Here is a 23,622-nt window from a genome sequence, read left to right as displayed (position 1 = left end):
GATGCATCAGAGGCCGGGCAGGTACTGGCGAATCTGCTCGATCAGCTGGTCCATGCTGGCGCTTTCCTGGGTGTCGACACGCTTGCTGCGCTTGAGCTCTTGCGCATCCAGTGGCTCGCGGCTGGCCTGTTGCGCCTGGACCACTTCCAGGGTGGCATCCGAGGGGTCGACGTTCTCGGCCTGGCGCTGCGCCAGCCAACTGGCGATGACGGCCTCGGGCGCCTGGCAGTCGAGGATCAGGAACGGCACGCCGGTCTCGCTGGCCACCTCGGCCGCGGCCTTGCGCTGGTCGTGCTTGAGGTAGGTGGCATCGAGCACCACCGGGAAGCCGGCGCGCAGGATGGTCGCCGCCAGGGCATGCAGGCGCTGGTAGGTGGCCACGCTGGCGTCCTTGTCGTAGATGCCCGCCTGCAACTGGCCGGCGTTGGTTGGCTGCTGCTCACCGAACAGGCGCTTGCGTTCGACATCGGAACGCACGCGCACCGCACCCAGCGCCTCGACCAGGCGCATGGCTACATGGCTTTTGCCCACGGCCGAGACCCCGTGGGTGATGGCCAGCAGGCGCGACGGGATGGCGCTGTAGCTTTCAGCCAGGTTGGCATAGTTGCGGTAGGTGCGCAGGGTGGTGGCGCGCTGCACGCCGTCGGCCTCGGCCGGCATGCTGAACAGGGCGACCTTGGCCCGCACCAGGGCGCGGTAGGCCTTGTAGAAGTTCAGCAGCTCCAGGCCTTCGTAGTCGCCGGTCAGCTCCAGGTACTGGCTGATGAAGCGGCGCGACAGGCACTTCAGGCCACGGTCTTCGAGGTCCATGGCGAGGAAGCCGATATCCGCGTAGACGTCGGTCAGGCGGAACGGCTCGTTGAACTCGATGCAGTCGAAGATCACTACCTTGCCGTCGATCAGGGTGGCGTTGCCCAGGTGGATATCGCCGTGGCATTCACGGATGAAACCGTTGGCCTTGCGCGCCTCGAGCAGGCCATGCAGGCGCTTGAAGCTGTCCTGGGCCCAGGCTTGCAGGTTGTCGAGCTGTTGCAGGTCGGCCTTGTCGGTGAGGAAGGGGCGGATCTGCTCGAAGTTCTGCTCCACCGGCGCCATGACCGCGTCCGGGGTGCCCAGTGCGTGCTCGACCGGCACTTTCGGCGCCTGCAGGTGGAAGGCGGCAATCTGCGCAGCCATCTGGTCGATGTGGCCGGCATTCAGCTCGCCATTGGCCTGCAGGGTGTTGAGCATCTGCCCCTGGGGGAACTGGCGCATCTTCAGCGCATACTCGATCGGCGCGCCTTCGCCGCCCAGCTGTGGCGCCTCGGCGCTGCCGGTGATCGGCAACACTTCCAGGTACAGGCCGTCGGTCAGACGCTGGTTAAGGCGCAGCTCTTCGTTGCAGAAATGCCCGCGCTGGTCCAGGCCGGTGAAGTCGAGGAAGCCGAAGTTCATCGGCTTCTTGATCTTGTAGGCGAACTCGCCCGTGAGCAGGACCCAGGAAATGTGCGTCTCGATGAGCTGGAAGCCCTCGACGGGGTGCGGATAGAGGGCGGGGTTCTGCAGCGCGCTGATCAGGGCTTGGCTCACGGAGGTTCCTTTTCTGGGGGGCAGGGAATTCGAAACCGCCATTATGGTCAATGGTGCCGTCCCTGCAAACCGCCGCGGGGCGTCTGCCTCCCTTTTCCAAAGTGCGTATAATCCGCCGCCATGACACGTACCCGAAATCCTCGCACCAACAAACAACGCCCGACCGGCCGCACCCGCGCCTGGCTGGGCTGGGCGCTCAAGCTCAGCCTGGTTGGCCTGGTGGTGATCGCCGGCTTCGCGGTTTATCTCGATGCCACCGTGCAGGAGAAGTTCTCCGGCAAGCGCTGGACCATCCCAGCCAAGGTGTATGCGCGGCCGCTGGAGCTGTTCGTCGGCCAGAAGCTCAGCCGCAACGACTTCCTCACCGAGCTCGACGCCCTGGGTTATCGCCGCGAAAGCGCGGCCAACGGCCCGGGTGCGGCATCGGTCAATGGTAACGATGTCGAGCTCAATACCCGTGGCTTCCAGTTCTACGAGGGCATGGAGCCGGCGCAGTACGTGCGCGTGCGCTTCTCCGGCGACTACGTCGCGGGCCTCAGCGGCGCCAACGGCGGCAAGCTCGATGTGGTGCGGCTCGAGCCGCTGATGATCGGCGGCATCTACCCGAAGAACCTCGAAGACCGCATCCTGATCAAGATCGACCAGGTGCCGCCGTACCTGCTGGAAACCCTGATCGCCACGGAAGACCGCGATTTCTACAGCCACTTCGGTGTCTCGCCCAAGTCCATCGCCCGGGCCGTCTGGGTCAACACCTCCTCCGGCGCCATGCGCCAGGGCGGCAGTACCCTCACGCAACAGCTGGTGAAGAACTTCTTCCTCACCAACGAGCGCAGCCTCAGCCGCAAGCTGACCGAAGCCATGATGGCCGTGCTGCTGGAAATACACTACGACAAGCGTGAGATCCTCGAGGCGTACCTGAACGAAGTGTTTGTCGGCCAGGACGGCCAGCGCGCGGTGCACGGCTTCGGCCTGGCCAGCCAGTTCTTCTTCAGCCAGCCGCTGCAGGAACTCAAGCTGCACCAGATCGCCTTGCTGGTGGGCATGGTCAAAGGCCCGTCCTACTACAACCCGCGCCGTTACCCCGAGCGCGCCCTGCAGCGCCGCAACCTGGTGCTCGACCTGCTCGCCGAACAGGGCGTGGTCGGCCAGGACGTGGTCGACGCGGCGAAGAAGATGCCGCTGGGCGTAACCAAGCGCGGCAGCCTGGCCGACAGCTCGTTCCCGGCCTTCCTCGACCTGGTCAAGCGTCAGCTGCGCCAGGACTACCGTGACGAAGACTTGACCGAAGAAGGCCTGCGCATCTTCACCAGTTTCGACCCGATCCTGCAGATGAAGGCCGAGACCGCCATGAGCGAGACGTTCAAGCGCCTGGCCGGACGCAAGGGCGCCGACGAGGTGGAGTCGGCGATGGTCGTCACCAACCCCGAAACCGGTGAAGTCCAGGCGCTGATCGGCAGCCGCCAGTCGGGCTTCGCCGGCTTCAACCGCGCCATCGACGCGGTGCGACCGATCGGCTCGCTGGTCAAGCCGGCCGTCTATCTCACCGCCCTGGAGCAACCGAGCAAGTTCACCCTGACCACCTGGGTGCAGGACGAGCCGTTCTCGGTCAAGGGCGCCGACGGCCAGGTGTGGCGCCCGCAGAACTACGACCGCCGCCCGCACGGCACCATTTACCTCTACCAGGGCCTGGCCAACTCCTACAACCTGTCGACCGCCAAGCTCGGCCTGGAAGTGGGCGTGCCCAATGTGATCAAGACCATCGGCCGGCTGGGTGTGCAGGTCGACTGGCCGGCATTCCCGTCGATGCTGCTGGGCGCCGGCGGCATGTCGCCGATGCAGGTCGCGACCATGTACCAGACCATCGCCAACGGTGGCTTCAACACCCCGATGCGCGGTATCCGCAGCGTGCTCACCGCCGAAGGCGAGCCGCTCAAGCGCTACCCGTTCCAGATCCAGCAGACCTTCGACCCGGGCGCCATCTACCTGGTGCAGAACGCCATGCAGCGGGTGATGCGCGAGGGTACCGGGCGTTCGGTGTACAGCGTGCTGCCCAGTTCGCTGACCCTGGCGGGCAAGACCGGCACCAGTAACGACTCGCGCGACAGCTGGTTCTCCGGCTTCAGCCAGGACCTGCTGGCGGTGGTCTGGCTCGGCCGCGATGACAACGGCAAGACCCCGTTCACCGGCGCCACCGGCGCATTGCAGGTGTGGACCAGCTTCATGAAGAAAGCCGACCCGCTGCCGCTGGACATGCCGCAGCCGGATAACGTCGTGAAGTCGTGGATCGACCCTTACAGCGGCCAAGGTTCCGACGGCAGCTGTCCGGGAGCGGTGCAGATGCCGTATATTCGCGGCAGTGAACCAGCCGCTGGCGCCACCTGTGGTGGCGAGCAGAACCCTGCCGAGTCGGTGATGGACTGGGTCAAGGGCTGGATGAATTGAGCACGAGCTTCTGAAGAGGGTGTGAAGTGAACAAGTGGTGGATACCTGCCCTGGCGGCAGTCAGCGTGCTGCACGGCTGTACCAGCGTCCCGCGTGGCAACATTCCGGTGGTCGATTCGAGCACCCGGGTTTCGAACAGCGAGCGCATTGCGGCCAACCGCACCTCGGCCTACCCGACCAGCGGCGGCAGCAGCCAGGCGCAGGCGTTGCCCGAGGACTCCGGCGTGACCGTGATGATCCCGCAGGGCACCGGCGGCGCGCCGATCCAGTCGTTCCCGGCCGGCAACGGTGCGGCACCGATCAGCAGCGGCCCGATCACACCCGGCCCGGTCAGCAGCGCCCCGATCGCGACCAACCCCAACCCGGTCGCCGACGAGCCCTTCGACATCGCCTCGATGAGCAACCCGACGCCGGTCACCAGCGCGCCGACCGGCATTCCGCGCGGTAATGTCTCCGGCGGTGGCCTGTCCGCCGACGAACAGCTCGACGGCCCGGTACTGGCATTGCTGACCACTGCCCAGCAGCAACAGGGCAGTGGCGACTTCAATGGCGCCGCCTCGAGCCTGGAGCGTGCCCAGCGCATTGCCCCGCGTGAGCCGCAGGTGTTGTTCCGCCTGGCCCAGGTGCGCCTGTCGCAAGGTGACGCGGCGCAATCGGAGCAATTGGCCCGCCGTGCCCTGACCTACGCCAACGGTCGCCCCGACCTGCAGGCGCAGCTGTGGAACACCATCGCCCAGTCCCGCGAGAAGCAGGGTGACAGCGCTGGCGCGGCCCTGGCGCGGCAGAAGGCGCGGGTCAACCTGTGATGGAACCGCGCATCCTCGACATCGCCGACCACCTGCTGCTGATCGAGCGCGAGCTCAAGGTCCAGGGTTGGTGGAGCGACGCCACGCCCAGCGCAGAAGCACTGGCCAGCGTGGTGCCGTTCGCGGTCGACAGCATGGCCTTCGAGCAGTGGTTGCAGTGGATCTTCCTGCCACGCATGAAGCTGATCCTCGAGCACGGCCACCCACTGCCCAATGCCTCGGGCATCCTGGTGATGGCGGAAACGGTCTTTGTCGATCGTCCGGAACAAAGCCGCGAACTACGGCGGCTGCTGGCAGAATTCGACCAATTGATCAGCCCATCAGCCTGATTTCTTCTCTTTTTCCTTTAAGGGCCGCAGATTGTGGCCCTTTTTTATGGAAATCTTATTTATTCTGCTGCTGCTCGCCTTTTTAGTGGTTGCAGGAATTCATCTTGCCGAAAATTTGGCAATAATTTCTCTTGACTTGTGCGCGCCGAATCACAAGAATCCAGATTCCGCTGTAGAGGGACTGCCAGAAGCAGACCCGCTAAGCAGATCATGAGGCGCACACCCGCGCCGACTTGTAACACCCCGCAACGCGTTACCTCGCGCTGGGTGGGAAGGCCCGCAACACACCAGGGCAGTCCCAATACTTGCTCAGTCAGTGCTGACGTTCGCTCATGCTCTGCTTGGCAGTAAACCTATTAAGACCCGCTCAGTGAGGGCGGTATTCTGGCGTTTTAGAGGTGAACAACGTGGAGCTTTTATCTGGCGCTGAGATGGTCGTCCGCTTCTTGCGTGACGAAGGCGTTAAGCACATCTACGGGTACCCTGGTGGTGCTCTCCTTCATGTTTACGATGCCCTGTTCAAGGAACCGGAAGTCCAGCACATCCTGGTTCGTCACGAGCAGGCTGCCACCCATATGGCGGACGGTTACGCCCGTGCCACCGGCAAGGCCGGCGTGGTGCTGGTGACTTCCGGCCCGGGCGCGACCAATGCCATCACCGGCATTGCCACCGCCTACATGGATTCCATTCCGATGGTCATCCTGTCTGGCCAGGTGCCCAGCACCATGGTGGGTACCGATGCGTTCCAGGAAACCGACATGATCGGTATTTCCCGGCCGATCGTGAAGCACAGCTTCATGATCAAGCACGCTTCGGAAATCCCTGAAGTCCTGAAAAAAGCGTTCTATCTTGCGCAGTCCGGCCGTCCCGGCCCGGTCGTGGTCGACATTCCAAAAGATATGACCAACCCGGCCGAGAAGTTCGAGTACATCTACCCGAAAAAGGTCAAGCTGCGTTCGTATAGCCCAGCCGTGCGCGGCCACTCCGGCCAGATCCGCAAGGCGGCCGAAATGCTCCTCGCGGCCAAGCGCCCGATCGTCTACTCCGGCGGCGGCGTCATTCTGGGTGGCGGCTCCGAAGCCCTCACCGAAATCGCCAAGTCGCTCAACCTGCCGGTCACCAACACCCTGATGGGGCTCGGTGGCTTCCCCGGCACCGATCGCCAGTTCCTCGGCATGCTCGGCATGCACGGCAGCTACACCGCCAACATGGCCATGCACCATGCCGACGTGATCTTCGCCGTCGGTGCGCGTTTCGACGACCGCGTGGTCAACGGCCCGGCCAAGTTCTGCCCGAACGCCAAGATCATCCACATCGACATCGACCCGGCGTCGATCTCCAAGATGATCAAGGCCGACGTGCCAATCGTCGGCCCGGTCGAAAGCGTGCTCAGCGAAATGCTCACCATCCTGAAAGAGATCGGCGAGCAGCCCGACAAGGCCGCGATCGACGCCTGGTGGAAGCAGATCGACGAATGGCGCGGTGACGGTGAGCTGTTCCCCTACGACAAGGGCGACGGCAACATCATCAAGCCGCAGCAAGTGATCGAGACCCTGTGCGAAGTCACGAAAGGCGATGCCTTCGTCACCTCCGACGTGGGCCAGCACCAGATGTTCGCGGCGCAGTACTACCGCTTCAACAAACCCAACCGCTGGATCAACTCCGGTGGCCTGGGCACCATGGGCTTCGGTTTCCCCGCGGCCATGGGCGTCAAGCTCAACTTCCCCGACCAGGACGTGGCCTGCGTCACCGGTGAAGGCAGCATCCAGATGAACATCCAGGAGCTGTCCACCTGTATGCAGTACGGCTTGCCGGTGAAGATCGTCAACCTGAACAACGGTGTGCTGGGCATGGTCCGCCAATGGCAGGACATGTCCTACAACGGTCGCCACTCGCACTCCTACGTCGAGTCGCTGCCGGACTTCGTCAAGCTGGCCGAGGCCTATGGCCATGTGGGCATCCGCATCACCAGCCTGAAAGACCTCAAACCGAAACTGGAAGAGGCTTTCGCGATGAAGGACCGCCTGGTGTTCATCGACATCGCGGTCGACCGGACCGAGCACGTCTATCCGATGCAGATCAAGGACGGCTCGATGCGTGACATGTGGCTGAGCAAGACGGAGCGTACCTGATATGCGGCACATCATCTCCTTGCTGCTGGAAAACGAACCCGGTGCCTTGTCTCGCGTGGTCGGCCTGTTCTCCCAGCGCAACTACAACATTGAAAGCCTGACCGTGGCACCGACCGAAGACCCGACCCTGTCGCGTCTGACGCTGACCACCGTTGGCCATGACGAAGTGATCGAACAGATCACCAAGAACCTGAACAAGCTGGTCGAAGTGGTCAAGCTTGTCGACCTGTCGGAAAGCGCTCACATCGAGCGTGAACTGATGCTGGTCAAGGTCAAGGCCACCGGTGCCCAGCGTGCCGAAATCAAGCGCACCACGGATATCTTCCGTGGCCAGATCGTCGACGTGACCGCCAGCGTGTACACCGTGCAGCTGAGCGGCACCAGCGACAAACTGGACAGCTTCATCCAGGCCATCGGCACCGCATCGATTCTCGAAACCGTGCGCAGTGGCGTCACCGGCATTGCCCGTGGCGACAAAGTGCTCAGCATCTAACTTCAAAAATTAGCGATGGCTCCGCAGGGGCCGAGATATAACCAGGGGTATTTTCATGAAAGTTTTCTACGACAAAGACTGCGACCTCTCCATCATCCAGGGCAAGAAAGTCGCCATCATCGGCTACGGCTCCCAAGGCCACGCCCAGGCGTGCAACCTGAAAGACTCCGGTGTGGATGTCACCATCGGTCTGCGTAAAGGTTCGGCCACCGTGGCCAAGGCCGAAGCCCACGGCCTGAAAGTGACCGACGTTGCCACTGCCGTCGCTGCCGCCGACCTGGTCATGATCCTCACCCCGGACGAATTCCAGGGCCAGCTGTACAAGCAAGAGATCGAGCCGAACATCAAGAAAGGCGCCACCCTGGCCTTCTCCCACGGCTTCTCGATCCACTACAACCAGGTCGTTCCACGTGCCGACCTCGACGTGATCATGATCGCGCCAAAGGCCCCGGGCCACACCGTGCGCTCCGAGTTCGTCAAAGGCGGCGGCATCCCTGACCTGATCGCCATCTACCAGGACGCCTCGGGCAACGCCAAGAACGTCGCCCTGTCCTACGCTTCGGGCGTGGGTGGCGGCCGTACCGGCATCATCGAAACCACCTTCAAGGACGAGACCGAAACCGACCTGTTCGGTGAGCAGGCCGTTCTCTGCGGCGGTACCGTCGAGCTGGTCAAGGCCGGTTTCGAAACCCTGGTCGAAGCGGGCTATGCCCCGGAAATGGCCTACTTCGAGTGCCTGCACGAGCTGAAGCTGATCGTCGACCTCATGTACGAAGGCGGTATCGCCAACATGAACTACTCGATCTCCAACAACGCCGAGTACGGTGAGTACGTCACCGGCCCAGAAGTCATCAACGAAGAATCCCGCAAGGCCATGCGCAATGCTCTGAAGCGCATCCAGGACGGCGAGTACGCGAAGATGTTCATCTCCGAAGGCGCCACCAACTACCCATCGATGACCGCCAAGCGTCGCAACAACGCCGCCCACGGCATCGAAATCATCGGCGAGCAGCTGCGCTCGATGATGCCGTGGATCTCGGCCAACAAGATCGTCGACAAGACCAAGAACTAAGGTCCTGCTTCGATAAATGAAAAACGCGGCTTCGGCCGCGTTTTTTCGTTTGCGCGGCCAGCTTCTGGTATAAAGCGACCAGTGGCTCGCCGTCAGCACCTGTTTCGCGAGCCCATGTCGAACATATTCCACCCTGTTGCAAGGTACTTTTCATGAGCGAACGTCCCGAAGAGCCGAACAAGCCCTCCGACGCCGAAAGCCTGCTACCTGTCGATGAGCATGTCGAAGAAGGCCACGATGCCGAAGGGCGCAAGGTCCGCCACCGCGGTATCTACCTGCTGCCCAACCTGTTCACCACCGCGAACCTGTTCGCCGGCTTCTATTCCATCATCAGCTCGATGAGCGCGCAGAGCGCCGGCGACCCGCGCGAGGCGAGCAAGTATTTCGCCTTCGCCGCGATCGCGATCTTCGTTGCCATGGTGCTCGATAGTCTTGATGGTCGCGTGGCACGCATGACCAACACCCAAAGTGCCTTCGGCGCCGAGTACGACTCGCTGTCGGACATGGTCGCCTTTGGTGTGGCGCCGGCGTTGCTGGCTTTCGGTTGGGCACTGGGCGACATGGGCAAGGTCGGCTGGATGGTCGCCTTCATCTATGTGGCGGGCGCTGCGCTGCGCCTGGCGCGCTTCAACACCCAGGTCGGCACCGCCGACAAGCGCTACTTCATCGGTTTGGCCAGCCCGGCCGCGGCCGGTGTGGTGGCCGGCACCGTGTGGGCGTTCAGCGATTACGGCATCCAGGGCTCCAAACTGTCGTTCCTGGTGGCGCTGCTGGTGGCGGCTGCGGGCATGCTGATGGTCAGCAACATCAAGTACAACAGCTTCAAGGAGCTGGATCTCAAGGGCCGCGTGCCGTTCGTTGCGATCCTCGCCGTGGTGCTGGTGTTCGCCGTAGTGTTCAGCGACCCGCCGCGCATCCTGCTGCTGATCTTCCTCGGTTACGCGATTTCCGGCCCGGTGCAGTACCTGTTGCGTGGCCGTCGTCGCAAAGTCTGAATGATTTAATCGCGGAATAACCTGCCGGCTCCATAGTCTTATGGGTACATCTGTTGCCCATACTGTGGAGCCGCCATGCTCATCAAGCTATCTCGCGCTTCCGAGTGCAAGTCGTCGGACGTCACCCCCGAAGACATCTACCTTTCACGTCGTACCCTGCTGGGTGGTGCCGCGGCCGGCTTGGCCCTGGGCGCACTTCCGCGCCTGAGTGCGGCAGCCGAGCCCTCGCGTTATGCCGATGCCGCCGCCGGCAATGCGCCTGCCTGGTTCACCGACAAGCTGGCGACGACTCGCTGGCAGGCCGTGACCGTAAGCGGCGAGGCGATTACGCCGTTCAAGGATGCCACCCACTACAACAACTTCTACGAGTTCGGGCCCGACAAGGGCGACCCGGCGGCCAATGCCGGCAGCCTCAAGACCGAACCCTGGAGCCTGGTGGTCGATGGCGAAGTGGCCAAGCCTGGCCGTTATGCGCTGGAAGACTTCGTCAAACCCTACCAGCTCGAGGAGCGCATCTATCGGTTGCGCTGTGTTGAGGCCTGGTCGATGGTCATACCGTGGCTGGGCTTTCCCTTATCCGAGGTGCTCAAGCAGGTCGAACCCACTTCGAAGGCGCGCTATATCCGGTTCGAAACCCTGCAGGACCCCAAGAGCATGCCTGGGCAGCGATCAGGATTCGCCCTGATTGATTGGCCTTATGTGGAAGGTTTGCGCCTGGACGAGGCGATGAATCCACTGGCGATGCTGGCGGTGGGCATGTATGGACGAGAGTTGGCCAACCAGAACGGTGCACCGCTGCGGCTGGTCGTGCCGTGGAAGTACGGTTTCAAGAGCATCAAGTCGATCGTGCGCATCAGCCTGGTGGCGGAGCAGCCGCGTACCACCTGGCAGGGCCTGGCGCCGGACGAGTATGGCTTCTATGCCAACGTCAACCCGACGGTCGACCATCCGCGCTGGACTCAGGCTCGGGAGCGTCGGCTGCCCAGTGGCCTGTTCAGTCCAAATGTGCGTGACACCCTGATGTTCAATGGCTACGCCGATGAAGTGGCGTCGCTGTATACCGGGCTCGATCTGCGGAAGAACTACTGATGCGTTATCCCTGGTTTCGCCTGGCGATCTTCGTGGTGGGGTGCCTGTTTCCACTGTGGTGGTTCTATGAAGCTGCCATGGGGCTGCTTGGGCCGGATCCCGGGAAGATCATGATGGACCGGCTTGGGTTGGGGGCGCTGGTGTTTCTGCTGATTACCCTGAGCATGACGCCGCTGCAGCGACTTACCGGTTGGTCCGGGTGGATCGTGGTGCGTCGGCAGCTGGGGCTGTGGTGCTTTGCTTATATAGTGCTGCACCTGACTGCCTACATGGTGTTCATCCTGGGGTTGGACTGGGGGCAGTTCGGAGTGGAGTTGCGCAAGCGGCCCTACATTATTGTGGGGGCGCTCGGTTTTCTTGGGTTGTTGGCGCTGGCGGTCACGTCCAATCGGTATAGCCAGCGACGGCTGGGGGCGCGGTGGAAGAAGCTGCATCGGCTGGTTTATGTGATTCTCGGGTTGGGGTTGCTGCATTTCCTGTGGATCGTGCGTTCGGATCTGAAGGAGTGGGCGATCTATGCGGGGATTGGTGGGGTGTTGTTGGTAATGAGGATTCCACCTGTTTGGCGGCGGGTGCCGAGGTTGATGGGGGGGAGGGGGAGGGCGGCGTAAGGTTGGTTGAGTTTGCAGAGGGCCTGTCTTTGGATTGTATTGGTGTTGAAAGATGCCTGTCTTGAAGTCGCGGCGCCTACAAGATCGAGCGCCGCCCGCGCGGCGCATCGCGGATGAATCCGCTCCTACATCTGTTGCAACGTGCCGCTCCTGTAAGGCCATGGTCGCTCGCCTTGGCGCCCGGCGACATGCCGTATCGTGCAAAACCTGTAGGAGCGGATTCATCCGCGATGCGCCGCGCGGCGGCGCTCGATCCCAACGGCGGTGCAGGTGCTGAGCGCACGCCTGGCGGCCTTCATGCGGCCTTTTCGCTAATTATTTGAAATTATTGAAATTAAAGGTTGACGGGGTTTCAGATCTCCTTATAATGCGCCCACTTCCAGCGACAACGGAACGCGAAACTCCTTGAGAATCAACGAGTTAAGCGAGTTCGAAGATGCTGGAAGGGCTTCGGTTTCAGATCGAAAGCGGTGAAAAAGGTAGTTGACAGCAGGTTATAATGCTGTATGATTCGCCTCCCGCTACGAGAGATCGCAGCGAGTCAAGTGTTTGAAGTTGAACGAAAAACTTCGAAAATAACGCTTGACACGAAATGAGGTTAGCGTAGAATGCGCGCCTCGGTTGAGATGAAAAGCTCTTAACCAATCGCTCTTTAACAAATTGAATCAAGCAATTCGTGTGGGTGCTTGTGAGTACGGACTGATAGTCAACAAGATTATCAGCATCACAAGTGGCCATGCGAGAAATCACATAGTCATTTGAGATTGCTGAGCCAAGTTTAGGGTTTCTTAAAAACCCAAGCAGTATTGAACTGAAGAGTTTGATCATGGCTCAGATTGAACGCTGGCGGCAGGCCTAACACATGCAAGTCGAGCGGATGACGGGAGCTTGCTCCTTGATTCAGCGGCGGACGGGTGAGTAATGCCTAGGAATCTGCCTGGTAGTGGGGGACAACGTTTCGAAAGGAACGCTAATACCGCATACGTCCTACGGGAGAAAGCAGGGGACCTTCGGGCCTTGCGCTATCAGATGAGCCTAGGTCGGATTAGCTAGTTGGTGGGGTAATGGCTCACCAAGGCGACGATCCGTAACTGGTCTGAGAGGATGATCAGTCACACTGGAACTGAGACACGGTCCAGACTCCTACGGGAGGCAGCAGTGGGGAATATTGGACAATGGGCGAAAGCCTGATCCAGCCATGCCGCGTGTGTGAAGAAGGTCTTCGGATTGTAAAGCACTTTAAGTTGGGAGGAAGGGCAGTAAGTTAATACCTTGCTGTTTTGACGTTACCGACAGAATAAGCACCGGCTAACTCTGTGCCAGCAGCCGCGGTAATACAGAGGGTGCAAGCGTTAATCGGAATTACTGGGCGTAAAGCGCGCGTAGGTGGTTCGTTAAGTTGGATGTGAAAGCCCCGGGCTCAACCTGGGAACTGCATCCAAAACTGGCGAGCTAGAGTATGGTAGAGGGTGGTGGAATTTCCTGTGTAGCGGTGAAATGCGTAGATATAGGAAGGAACACCAGTGGCGAAGGCGACCACCTGGACTGATACTGACACTGAGGTGCGAAAGCGTGGGGAGCAAACAGGATTAGATACCCTGGTAGTCCACGCCGTAAACGATGTCAACTAGCCGTTGGAATCCTTGAGATTTTAGTGGCGCAGCTAACGCATTAAGTTGACCGCCTGGGGAGTACGGCCGCAAGGTTAAAACTCAAATGAATTGACGGGGGCCCGCACAAGCGGTGGAGCATGTGGTTTAATTCGAAGCAACGCGAAGAACCTTACCAGGCCTTGACATGCAGAGAACTTTCCAGAGATGGATTGGTGCCTTCGGGAACTCTGACACAGGTGCTGCATGGCTGTCGTCAGCTCGTGTCGTGAGATGTTGGGTTAAGTCCCGTAACGAGCGCAACCCTTGTCCTTAGTTACCAGCACGTTATGGTGGGCACTCTAAGGAGACTGCCGGTGACAAACCGGAGGAAGGTGGGGATGACGTCAAGTCATCATGGCCCTTACGGCCTGGGCTACACACGTGCTACAATGGTCGGTACAGAGGGTTGCCAAGCCGCGAGGTGGAGCTAATCTCACAAAACCGATCGTAGTCCGGATCGCAGTCTGCAACTCGACTGCGTGAAGTCGGAATCGCTAGTAATCGCAAATCAGAATGTTGCGGTGAATACGTTCCCGGGCCTTGTACACACCGCCCGTCACACCATGGGAGTGGGTTGCACCAGAAGTAGCTAGTCTAACCTTCGGGGGGACGGTTACCACGGTGTGATTCATGACTGGGGTGAAGTCGTAACAAGGTAGCCGTAGGGGAACCTGCGGCTGGATCACCTCCTTAATCGACGACATCAGCCTGCTGATGAGCTCCCACACGAATTGCTTGATTCAGATGTAAAGACGATCAAGACCCTATATAGGTCTGTAGCTCAGTTGGTTAGAGCGCACCCCTGATAAGGGTGAGGTCGGCAGTTCAAATCTGCCCAGACCTACCAATATGCGGGGCCATAGCTCAGCTGGGAGAGCGCCTGCCTTGCACGCAGGAGGTCAGCGGTTCGATCCCGCTTGGCTCCACCACTTTCGCAGTTGTGTCACTTGATCAGAACTTAGAAATGAGCATTCGTTGATGAATGTTGATTTCTGGCTTTTGTCAGATCGTTCTTTAAAAATTCGGATATGTGATAGAAATAGACTGAATGCCAGTTTCACTGCTGGTTATTCAGGCTAAGGTAAAATTTGTGAGTTCTGCTCGAAAGAGCGACGTGCGAATTTTCGGCGAATGTCGTCTTCACAGTATAACCAGATTGCTTGGGGTTATATGGTCAAGTGAAGAAGCGCATACGGTGGATGCCTTGGCAGTCAGAGGCGATGAAAGACGTGGTAGCCTGCGATAAGCTTTGGGGAGTCGGCAAACAGACTGTGATCCAGAGATCTCTGAATGGGGGAACCCACTCAGCATAAGCTGAGTATCTTGTACTGAATACATAGGTGCAAGAGGCGAACCAGGGGAACTGAAACATCTAAGTACCCTGAGGAAAAGAAATCAACCGAGATTCCCTTAGTAGTGGCGAGCGAACGGGGACCAGCCCTTAAGCTGGTTTGAGATTAGTGGAACGCTCTGGAAAGTGCGGCCATAGTGGGTGATAGCCCCGTACACGAAAATCTCTTGCCAGTGAAATCGAGTAGGACGGAGCACGAGAAACTTTGTCTGAACATGGGGGGACCATCCTCCAAGGCTAAATACTACTGACTGACCGATAGTGAACCAGTACCGTGAGGGAAAGGCGAAAAGAACCCCGGAGAGGGGAGTGAAATAGAACCTGAAACCGTATGCGTACAAGCAGTGGGAGCCTACTTTGTTAGGTGACTGCGTACCTTTTGTATAATGGGTCAGCGACTTATATTCAGTGGCGAGCTTAACCGAATAGGGGAGGCGTAGCGAAAGCGAGTCTTAATAGGGCGCTTTAGTCGCTGGGTATAGACCCGAAACCGGGCGATCTATCCATGGGCAGGTTGAAGGTTAGGTAACACTGACTGGAGGACCGAACCGACTACCGTTGAAAAGTTAGCGGATGACCTGTGGATCGGAGTGAAAGGCTAATCAAGCTCGGAGATAGCTGGTTCTCCTCGAAAGCTATTTAGGTAGCGCCTCATGTATCACTGTAGGGGGTAGAGCACTGTTTCGGCTAGGGGGTCATCCCGACTTACCAAACCGATGCAAACTCCGAATACCTACAAGTGCCGAGCATGGGAGACACACGGCGGGTGCTAACGTCCGTCGTGAAAAGGGAAACAACCCAGACCGTCAGCTAAGGTCCCAAAGTCATGGTTAAGTGGGAAACGATGTGGGAAGGCTTAGACAGCTAGGAGGTTGGCTTAGAAGCAGCCACCCTTTAAAGAAAGCGTAATAGCTCACTAGTCGAGTCGGCCTGCGCGGAAGATGTAACGGGGCTCAAACCATGCACCGAAGCTACGGGTATCACCTTTGGTGATGCGGTAGAGGAGCGTTCTGTAAGCCTGTGAAGGTGAGTTGAGAAGCTTGCTGGAGGTATCAGAAGTGCGAATGCTGACATGAGTAACGACAATGCGAGTGAAAAACTCGCACGCCGAAAGACCAAGGTTTCCTGCGCAACGTTAATCGACGCAGGGTTAGTCGGTCCCTAAGGCGAGGCTGAAAAGCGTAGTCGATGGAAAACAGGTTAATATTCCTGTACTTCCAGTTATTGCGATGGAGGGACGGAGAAGGCTAGGCCAGCTTGGCGTTGGTTGTCCAAGTTTAAGGTGGTAGGCTGAGATCTTAGGCAAATCCGGGATCTCAAGGCCGAGAGCTGATGACGAGTGCTCATTAGAGCGCGAAGTGGTTGATGCCATGCTTCCAAGAAAAGCTCCTAAGCTTCAGATAACTGGGAACCGTACCCCAAACCGACACAGGTGGTTAGGTAGAGAATACCAAGGCGCTTGAGAGAACTCGGGTGAAGGAACTAGGCAAAATGGCACCGTAACTTCGGGAGAAGGTGCGCCGGTGAGGGTGAAGCACTTGCTGCGTAAGCCCACGCCGGTCGAAGATACCAGGCCGCTGCGACTGTTTATTAAAAACACAGCACTCTGCAAACACGAAAGTGGACGTATAGGGTGTGACGCCTGCCCGGTGCCGGAAGGTTAATTGATGGGGTTAGCGCAAGCGAAGCTCTTGATCGAAGCCCCGGTAAACGGCGGCCGTAACTATAACGGTCCTAAGGTAGCGAAATTCCTTGTCGGGTAAGTTCCGACCTGCACGAATGGCGTAACGATGGCGGCGCTGTCTCCACCCGAGACTCAGTGAAATTGAAATCGCTGTGAAGATGCAGTGTATCCGCGGCTAGACGGAAAGACCCCGTGAACCTTTACTATAGCTTTGCACTGGACTTTGAGCTTGCTTGTGTAGGATAGGTGGGAGGCTTTGAAGTGGGGACGCCAGTTCTCATGGAGCCATCCTTGAAATACCACCCTGGCAACCTTGAGGTTCTAACTCAGGTCCGTTATCCGGATCGAGGACAGTGTATGGTGGGTAGTTTGACTGGGGCGGTCTCCTCCCAAAGAGTAACGGAGGAGTACGAAGGTGCGCTCAGACCGGTCGGAAATCGGTCGTAGAGTATAAAGGCAAAAGCGCGCTTGACTGCGAGACAAACACGTCGAGCAGGTACGAAAGTAGGTCTTAGTGATCCGGTGGTTCTGTATGGAAGGGCCATCGCTCAACGGATAAAAGGTACTCCGGGGATAACAGGCTGATACCGCCCAAGAGTTCATATCGACGGCGGTGTTTGGCACCTCGATGTCGGCTCATCACATCCTGGGGCTGAAGCCGGTCCCAAGGGTATGGCTGTTCGCCATTTAAAGTGGTACGCGAGCTGGGTTTAGAACGTCGTGAGACAGTTCGGTCCCTATCTGCCGTGGACGTTTGAGATTTGAGAGGGGCTGCTCCTAGTACGAGAGGACCGGAGTGGACGAACCTCTGGTGTTCCGGTTGTCACGCCAGTGGCATTGCCGGGTAGCTATGTTCGGAAGAGATAACCGCTGAAAGCATCTAAGCGGGAAACTTGCCTCAAGATGAGATCTCACTGGGATCTTGAATCCCCTGAAGGGCCGTCGAAGACTACGACGTTGATAGGTTGGGTGTGTAAGCGCTGTGAGGCGTTGAGCTAACCAATACTAATTGCCCGTGAGGCTTGACCATATAACACCCAAGCAATCTGCACACGAAGCAGATTGTGGTGGTGAAGATGATACGAACCGAAAGTTCGCAACGAACCACAAAGATCACATATCCGAATTCGCTGGAGTATCCATCTGGATCTTCTGGCAACAGAATTTCTTGACGACCATAGAGCATTGGAACCACCTGATCCCATCCCGAACTCAGCAGTGAAACGATGCATCGCCGATGGTAGTGTGGGGTTTCCCCATGTGAGAGTAGGTCATCGTCAAGATTCATTTCGCAAAACCCCTATCTGCGTATGCAGGTAGGGGTTTTGTCTTTTCCGCGTCCCAAAGCCAGCACCGCCTCCCCCTGTAGGAACGGCCTTGTGCCGCTCCTACAAAGGCTGTGACTCGAATGCGAGCACAGTTCCTCACAATGGTCGTCTCCCATAATTCGAGTCGGAACACTAGAATAGAGCCGACGTATCCATTCAGAACCTCCCTATGCCCAACCCTTCCGATCCCGAAGCGCTCGCGCAATTGCCGCTGGATGACCTTGTGGCCTGCCACGAGTGCGACCTGCTGATGCGCAAGACGACGCTACAGAATGACGAGAAGGCCCATTGCCCGCGGTGCGGCTATGAGCTCTACGCTCACCGCCACAATGTCGTCAATCGCAGCCTCGCCCTGGTACTGACAGCCTTGCTGCTATACGTGCCTGCCAACTTCCTGCCGATCATGCAACTGCACCTGCTGGGCCAGACCTCCGACGATACGGTCTGGAGTGGTGTGCTCGGCCTGTACAATTCGCAGATGCGCGGCATTGCCGTTGTCGTATTCCTCTGCAGCATGGCTATCCCATTGCTCAAGCTGCTGTGCCAGTTGCTTGTGCTGCTGAGCATCCGCCTGAATGTCGGTCGTAGTTACGGCCTGCTGATCTATCGTATCTACCACCACCTGCGTGAGTGGGGGATGCTCGAGGTCTACTTCATGGGCGTGCTGGTGGCCATCGTCAAGTTGGTCGACCTGGCCGAGCTGAGTATCGGCCTCGGGTTGTTCTGCTTCATTAGCCTATTGCTGGTCCAGGTATGGCTGGAGGTGGTGATGTCACCCCACCAGATCTGGGTGGCGTTGTCCGGGGAAGATGTCCATGCGGGCGATTGATGCCGGTATCCTGATTTGCAACGAGTGCCATGAGCTCAACCGGCATGAGCCTGATAGCACTTCGCAAGCATGCACCCGTTGTGGCGCCGTGGTCCATGCGCGCAGGCCCAACAGCATCGCGCGCACCTGGGCGCTGCTGATCACGGCGATGGTGCTCTACATCCCGGCCAACGTGCTGCCGATCATGACCGTCAGCGCGCTGGGGCAGGGCAGCCCGGACACGATCATGTCCGGGGTCATCACCCTGCTCAAGCACGGCATGCTCCCTATCGCTGCGGTGGTGTTCATTGCCAGCATCCTGGTGCCGACGTTCAAACTGGTGGGCATCGCCCTGCTGCTGTACTCGGTGCAGCGGCACCAGCCGCTGTCGGCGCGCCAGCGCATCCTGATGTACCGCTTCATCGAATTCATCGGCCGCTGGTCCATGCTCGACATCTTCGTCATCGCCATCCTCGTGGCCGTGGTGAATTTCGGTCGCATCGCCAGTGTCGAAGCCAACCTGGGCGCCGTCGCCTTCGCCACCGTGGTGATCCTGACGATGCTCGCCGCCTTAACCTTCGATCCCCGACTGATCTGGGACAACACGGAGTCGGATGACGACCATGAGTGACTTGCCTACGGCTAAAACCCGCCCCGCTTCAAACTGGTCGGCCATCTGGATCCTGCCGCTGATTGCCCTGGCCATCGGTGGCTGGCTGGCCTGGCAGGCCTATCGCGACGCCGGCATCGAGATCCAGGTGCGCTTCGAGACCGGTGAAGGCATCGTCGCCAACAAGACCGAGGTTATCTACAAGGGTATGTCGGTGGGCAAGGTCACCGCCCTGGTGCTGGACAACAAAGGCGACAACCGCGGTGTCATCGCCACCATCGAAATGAGAAAGGAGGCTGGGCCGCACCTGACCACCGGCACGCGGTTCTGGCTGGTGAAGCCGAGCGTCAGCCTGGCGGGTATCTCGGGTCTGGAGACACTGGTCTCCGGCAACTACATTGCCGTGGACCCAGGGGAGGGGGAGCTGACCAAGCGCTATACCGCGCTGAAAGAGGCGCCGCCCCTGTCCGATGAGGAGCCTGGCCTGCACCTGACCCTCAAGGCCGACCGGCTGGGTTCGCTCAACCGCGAAAGCCCGGTGTTCTACAAGCAGATCCAGGTTGGCCGGGTGAAGAGCTATCGCCTGTCCGAGGACCAGGGCACGGTGGAGATCAAGGTGTTCATCGCCCCGGCCTATGCGAGCCTGGTGCGCAAGCACACGCGTTTCTGGAATGCCAGCGGGGTCAGCATCGACGCCGACCTTTCCGGCGTGAAAGTGCGCACCGAGTCGCTGTCGAGCATCGTAGCCGGCGGTATTGCCTTCGCCACGCCCGAGAATCGCAAGGACAGCCCGCCCACCGACCCGAGCCTGCCGTTCCGCTTGTACGAGGATTTCGATGCCGCCCAGGCCGGCATCCGCGTGAAGGTCAAGCTCAGTGACTTCGAGGGCCTGCAGAAAGGCCGTACACCGGTTCTCTATAAAGGTATCCAGGTCGGCACGCTGAAGGACCTGAAGATTGAAGGTGACCTTTCCAACGCCACGGCCGAGCTGACCCTGGACCCGTTGGCGGAGGATTATCTGGTCGAAGGGACGCAGTTCTGGGTGGTCAAGCCGTCCATCTCGCTCGCGGGTATCACGGGCCTCGAGGCCTTGGTGAAGGGTAACTACATCGCCGTTCGCCCGGGCGAGCCGGGAGCCAAGCCCCTGCGTGAGTTCGAGGCGCGCGCCAAGGCGCCACCGCTGGACCTGAAGGCCCCGGGCCTGCACATGGTGTTGTTCGCGGACACGTTGGGTTCGCTGGAAGTGGGTAGCCCGGTCATGTATCGCCAAGTGCGCGTGGGTAGTGTCCAGAGCTATCAGTTTGCCCGTAACAGCAAGCGGATCCTGATCGGTGTACACATCGAGAAGGAATATGCCAACCTGGTCAACGGCTCCACGCGCTTCTGGAATGCCAGCGGTATCACCCTGACCGGCGGGCTGTCGGGCATCCAGGTCAAGAGTGAGTCGTTGCAGACCCTCATGGCGGGCGGTATCGCCTTCGACACCCCCAAACCCGACGTGCCGCTTAAGCGTCGTATTCCGCGTTTCCGCCTGCATGAAAGCCAGGATGCGGCCAACCGTGCCGGTACCCTGGTGACCATCCGCGTCGAGCGTGCAGACGGTCTCAAGCCCGGTACACCAATCCGTTTCCGCGGCCTCGATGTGGGCAGTGTCGAAAGTGTCGACCTGACGAGCGACCTGCAGGCTGTATTGCTCAGGGCGCGGATTACACAGTCGGCGGAGCGTATAGCCCGTGCCGGGACGCAGTTCTGGGTGGTCAAGCCAGCGTTGGGTCTGGTGCGTACCGAGAACCTCGACACGCTGGTTGGTGGCCAGTACCTGGAAGTGTTGCCGGCGCTCAAGGATAAAGGGCCGCAGCGAGACTTCATTGCCCTGGCCGATGCGCCCGAGGTGAAAGGCGAAGAAGTCGGCCTGCCGCTGACCCTGAGTGCGCCACGGCGTGGCTCGATCAAGCCGGGCGTGCCGGTGACCTATCGCGAGGTCGCCGTGGGCAAGGTCGTTGGATTCGAGCTGGGGCAGACTGCCGACCGGGTACTTATCCACATCCTCATCGAGCCGCGTTATGCGGGCCTGGTGCGCGGTGGCAGCCGGTTCTGGAACAGTAGCGGGTTTGGCTTCGACTGGGGCCTGTTCAAGGGCGCCACGGTGCGTACCGAGTCCGTGGAAACGTTGATCGCGGGCGGCATTGCTTTCGCCACTCCGGATGGCGAGCAGATGGGTAACCCGGCGCGGCCGCAGCAGACCTTTGCCTTGTTCGACAAGCCTGAAGATGCGTGGTTGGAGTGGGCGCCGAAGATTCAGATCGGCAAGTGATTCGAGAAAAGGCCGCCTAGAGCGGCCTTTTTCTTGGCATCTGTAGGAGCGGCTTCAGCCGCGAAACAGGCACCGCGGTCTGTGGCACCCGCTTCGCGGGTGATCGCGGCTAAAGCCGCTCCTACAGAATGTGGCTGCAAAAAATACAGGCATAAAAAAACCGACCCTAGGGTCGGTTTTTTCGACAAGAACGTCGCTTAGGCAGCTGCAGCTTCTTTCAGCGCCTTGATGTGGCCATTCAGACGGCCTTTGTGGCGAGCAGCTTTGTTCTTGTGGATGATGCCCTTGTCGGCCATACGGTCGATTACAGGTACAGCCAGAACGTAAGCGGCTTGCGCTTTTTCGGCGTCTTTTGCGTCGATGGCTTTGACTACATTCTTGATGTAGGTGCGGACCATGGAACGCAGGCTGGCGTTGTGGCTGCGACGCTTCTCAGCCTGTTTTGCACGTTTCTTGGCGGAAGGTGTGTTGGCCACCGTCGAGCTCCTCGAAAGACTTTAGGTAAATAGCAAACAAAATAGGCCGCGAATCATGCCGACGAGTCGAACGGATGTCAAGGCCACCTGCAAGGTTCCGCCGAGTGGTGGGTCGATCAGCGGAAAGATTCCTTTCTGCGGCGCGACCTGTAAACTCGGGAATTTTTGGCTCCCCTGCGAAGGCGCGGGAGTATCGCACATTCGGACGCTGTCTGGCAGCGCCCTCTGCCCTTGGCGTGAAACTTTTCGATGAATCTGCTCAAATTCCTGGCCGCAGTCAGCTCGATTACCATGATTTCCCGGGTGCTCGGCTTCGTGCGCGACACCATCCTGGCACGGGTTTTCGGTGCCGGCGTCGCCACCGACGCCTTCTTCATCGCCTTCAAGCTGCCCAACCTGCTGCGGCGAATCTTCGCCGAGGGGGCGTTCTCCCAGGCGTTCGTGCCCATCCTGGCCGAGTACAAGACCCAGCAGGGCGAGGAGGCCACCCGCACCTTCATCGCCTATGTGAGCGGCTTGCTGACCCTGGCCCTGGCCCTGGTCACCGTGGTCGGTATCCTCGCTGCCCCCTGGGTGGTCTGGGCCACCGCCCCTGGTTTCGTCGACAGCACCGAAAAGTACGCGCTGACCACTTCGCTGCTGCGGGTGACCTTTCCTTATATATTGCTGATCTCGCTGTCGTCGCTGGCCGGCGCCATCCTCAACACCTGGAACCGCTTCAGCGTGCCGGCCTTCACGCCGACCCTGCTCAACGTGGCGATGATCGCCTTCGCCGTGTTCCTCACGCCCTACTTCGACCCACCCATCATGGCCCTGGGTTGGGGCGTGCTGGCTGGTGGCCTGGCGCAGTTGCTGTACCAGCTGCCGGCACTGAAGAAGATCGGCATGCTCGTGCTGCCACGCCTGAGCCTGCGCGATGCCGGCGTATGGCGGGTGCTCAAGCAGATGCTGCCGGCCATCCTTGGTGTGTCGGTGAGCCAGATCTCGCTGATCATCAACACCATCTTCGCTTCGTTCCTGGTGGCGGGGTCGGTATCGTGGATGTACTACGCCGACCGCCTGATGGAGCTGCCCTCCGGCGTGCTGGGCGTAGCGTTGGGCACCATCCTGCTGCCCACGCTGGCCAAGACCTACGCCAACAAGGACCGTGAAGAGTACTCGCGGATCCTCGACTGGGGCCTGCGCCTGTGCTTCCTGCTGGTGCTGCCCTGCACCCTGGCCCTGGCGATCCTCGCCGAGCCGCTGACCGTGGCGCTGTTCCAGTACGGCAAGTTCACCGCCTTCGACGCCGCCATGACCCAGCGTGCGCTTATCGCCTATTCGGTGGGCCTGCTGGCGATCATCCTGGTCAAGGTACTGGCACCTGGCTTCTATGCGCAGCAGAATATCCGCACGCCGGTAAGGATCGCGATCTTCACCCTGGTCTGCACCCAGCTGTTCAACCTGGCCCTGGTCGGCCCGCTGGCCCACGCTGGCCTGGCCCTGGCGATCAGCCTGGGGGCCTGCCTCAACGCCGGCTTGCTGTTCTGGAAACTGCGCAGCCAACGGTTGTACCAGCCGCAGCCGGGCTGGACAGCGTTCCTGCTCAAGCTGGTGCTGGCGGTCACCTTGATGTCAGCCGTGCTGCTGCTGGGCATGCATTATTTGCCGGCCTGGGCGCAGGGCGACATGCTGGCGCGCTTCCTGCGCCTGGGCGGCCTGATCGCGGCTGGCGTGGTGACCTACTTCGGCTGCTTGTTCCTGTGTGGTTTCCGCCCACGGCATTTCGCCCGCAAGGCGATGCACTGAGGCGGTAAAAAGGGTCAGGCGTCGGTTTTTCGCATTCCATGCCCCGCGGTGGCGCTGCCGCCTGTCGTCAGCG

The 23,622-nt window shown here is 59.8% G+C and carries 15 protein-coding genes, 2 tRNA genes and 3 rRNA genes; 18 read left to right on the top strand and 2 right to left on the bottom strand.

Annotated elements, in window-relative coordinates:
• Positions 1–6 precede the first annotated feature (6 nt).
• On the bottom strand, positions 7–1,569 hold the full coding sequence (locus JYG34_RS22300; RefSeq protein WP_213658364.1) for an AAA family ATPase: 1,563 nt from the start codon (positions 1,567–1,569) through the stop codon (positions 7–9).
• Between the two features lie 120 nt (positions 1,570–1,689).
• Between JYG34_RS22300 and mrcB the strand changes: the two genes are divergently transcribed.
• The 17 genes from mrcB to JYG34_RS22215 all read left to right on the top strand — a co-directional run bounded on the left by mrcB (position 1,690) and on the right by JYG34_RS22215 (position 21,285).
• Positions 1,690–4,011 (top strand): penicillin-binding protein 1B, encoded by a 2,322-nt coding sequence (gene mrcB, locus JYG34_RS22295; protein WP_213658363.1) that lies wholly within the window; start codon positions 1,690–1,692, stop codon positions 4,009–4,011.
• 26 nt (positions 4,012–4,037) lie between these two features.
• A complete protein-coding gene (locus JYG34_RS22290) occupies positions 4,038–4,817 on the top strand; it encodes a tetratricopeptide repeat protein (protein WP_213658362.1) in 780 nt (259 codons plus the stop codon).
• Entirely contained in the window at positions 4,814–5,146 is a 333-nt protein-coding gene (locus JYG34_RS22285; protein ID WP_213658361.1) for a YqcC family protein, read from the top strand. Before JYG34_RS22290 ends, JYG34_RS22285 begins: the two co-directional genes overlap by 4 nt.
• 407 nt (positions 5,147–5,553) lie before the next feature.
• Complete coding sequence (locus tag JYG34_RS22280) at positions 5,554–7,278, top strand: acetolactate synthase 3 large subunit (RefSeq protein ID WP_213658360.1); 1,725 nt, start codon at positions 5,554–5,556, stop codon at positions 7,276–7,278.
• Position 7,279: 1 nt separating this feature from the next.
• The gene (gene ilvN / locus JYG34_RS22275; RefSeq protein ID WP_003250040.1) at positions 7,280–7,771 is read left to right on the top strand and encodes an acetolactate synthase small subunit; all 492 of its coding nucleotides are present in this window, start codon (positions 7,280–7,282) and stop codon (positions 7,769–7,771) included.
• A gap of 55 nt (positions 7,772–7,826) precedes the next feature.
• Positions 7,827–8,843 (top strand): ketol-acid reductoisomerase, encoded by a 1,017-nt coding sequence (gene ilvC, locus JYG34_RS22270; protein ID WP_213658359.1) that lies wholly within the window; start codon positions 7,827–7,829, stop codon positions 8,841–8,843.
• Positions 8,844–8,995: 152 nt separating this feature from the next.
• Positions 8,996–9,838, top strand: coding sequence for a CDP-diacylglycerol--serine O-phosphatidyltransferase (gene pssA / locus JYG34_RS22265; RefSeq protein ID WP_011535734.1), 843 nt, complete (start codon positions 8,996–8,998; stop codon positions 9,836–9,838).
• Positions 9,839–9,913: 75 nt separating this feature from the next.
• Positions 9,914–10,927: a protein-methionine-sulfoxide reductase catalytic subunit MsrP gene (gene msrP / locus JYG34_RS22260; protein ID WP_213658358.1), complete on the top strand. Its 1,014-nt coding sequence runs from the start codon at positions 9,914–9,916 to the stop codon at positions 10,925–10,927.
• Positions 10,927–11,538 carry a protein-methionine-sulfoxide reductase heme-binding subunit MsrQ gene (gene msrQ, locus JYG34_RS22255; protein ID WP_213658357.1) on the top strand — a complete coding sequence of 204 codons (612 nt, stop codon included), beginning with the start codon at positions 10,927–10,929 and terminating at the stop codon, positions 11,536–11,538. Before msrP ends, msrQ begins: the two co-directional genes overlap by 1 nt.
• 808 nt (positions 11,539–12,346) lie before the next feature.
• Positions 12,347–13,883: ribosomal RNA gene (locus JYG34_RS22250) — 16S ribosomal RNA — on the top strand.
• Positions 13,884–13,960: 77 nt separating this feature from the next.
• Positions 13,961–14,037, top strand: a tRNA-Ile gene (locus JYG34_RS22245).
• Positions 14,038–14,043: 6 nt separating this feature from the next.
• Positions 14,044–14,119: transfer RNA gene (locus tag JYG34_RS22240), tRNA-Ala, on the top strand.
• Between the two features lie 243 nt (positions 14,120–14,362).
• Positions 14,363–17,255, top strand: a 23S ribosomal RNA gene (locus JYG34_RS22235).
• A gap of 137 nt (positions 17,256–17,392) precedes the next feature.
• Positions 17,393–17,508 (top strand): 5S ribosomal RNA (rrf, locus tag JYG34_RS22230).
• Together the 16S, 23S and 5S rRNA genes with 2 tRNA genes alongside form the textbook arrangement of a ribosomal RNA operon.
• Positions 17,509–17,722: 214 nt before the next feature.
• A complete protein-coding gene (locus tag JYG34_RS22225) occupies positions 17,723–18,382 on the top strand; it encodes a paraquat-inducible protein A (RefSeq protein ID WP_213658356.1) in 660 nt (219 codons plus the stop codon).
• A complete protein-coding gene (locus JYG34_RS22220) occupies positions 18,369–18,992 on the top strand; it encodes a paraquat-inducible protein A (protein ID WP_011535730.1) in 624 nt (207 codons plus the stop codon). The genes JYG34_RS22225 and JYG34_RS22220 overlap by 14 nt, the downstream gene beginning before the upstream one ends.
• A complete protein-coding gene (locus JYG34_RS22215) occupies positions 18,985–21,285 on the top strand; it encodes a PqiB family protein (protein ID WP_213658355.1) in 2,301 nt (766 codons plus the stop codon). Before JYG34_RS22220 ends, JYG34_RS22215 begins: the two co-directional genes overlap by 8 nt.
• Positions 21,286–21,482: 197 nt before the next feature.
• Here the strand turns inward: JYG34_RS22215 and rpsT are convergent, their stop codons facing one another.
• On the bottom strand, positions 21,483–21,761 hold the full coding sequence (rpsT, locus tag JYG34_RS22210) for a 30S ribosomal protein S20 (protein WP_003247625.1): 279 nt from the start codon (positions 21,759–21,761) through the stop codon (positions 21,483–21,485).
• A 249-nt stretch (positions 21,762–22,010) separates the two neighbouring features.
• Between rpsT and murJ the strand changes: the two genes are divergently transcribed.
• Complete coding sequence (gene murJ / locus JYG34_RS22205) at positions 22,011–23,549, top strand: murein biosynthesis integral membrane protein MurJ (protein ID WP_213658354.1); 1,539 nt, start codon at positions 22,011–22,013, stop codon at positions 23,547–23,549.
• The last annotated feature ends 73 nt before the right edge of the window (positions 23,550–23,622 follow it).

This window comes from Pseudomonas entomophila (assembly GCF_018417595.1).
GTDB lineage: Bacteria > Pseudomonadota > Gammaproteobacteria > Pseudomonadales > Pseudomonadaceae > Aquipseudomonas > Aquipseudomonas entomophila_C.
The sequence above is the reverse complement of the archived record's forward strand: the minus strand, read 5'-3'. Positions and strand labels throughout refer to the sequence as shown.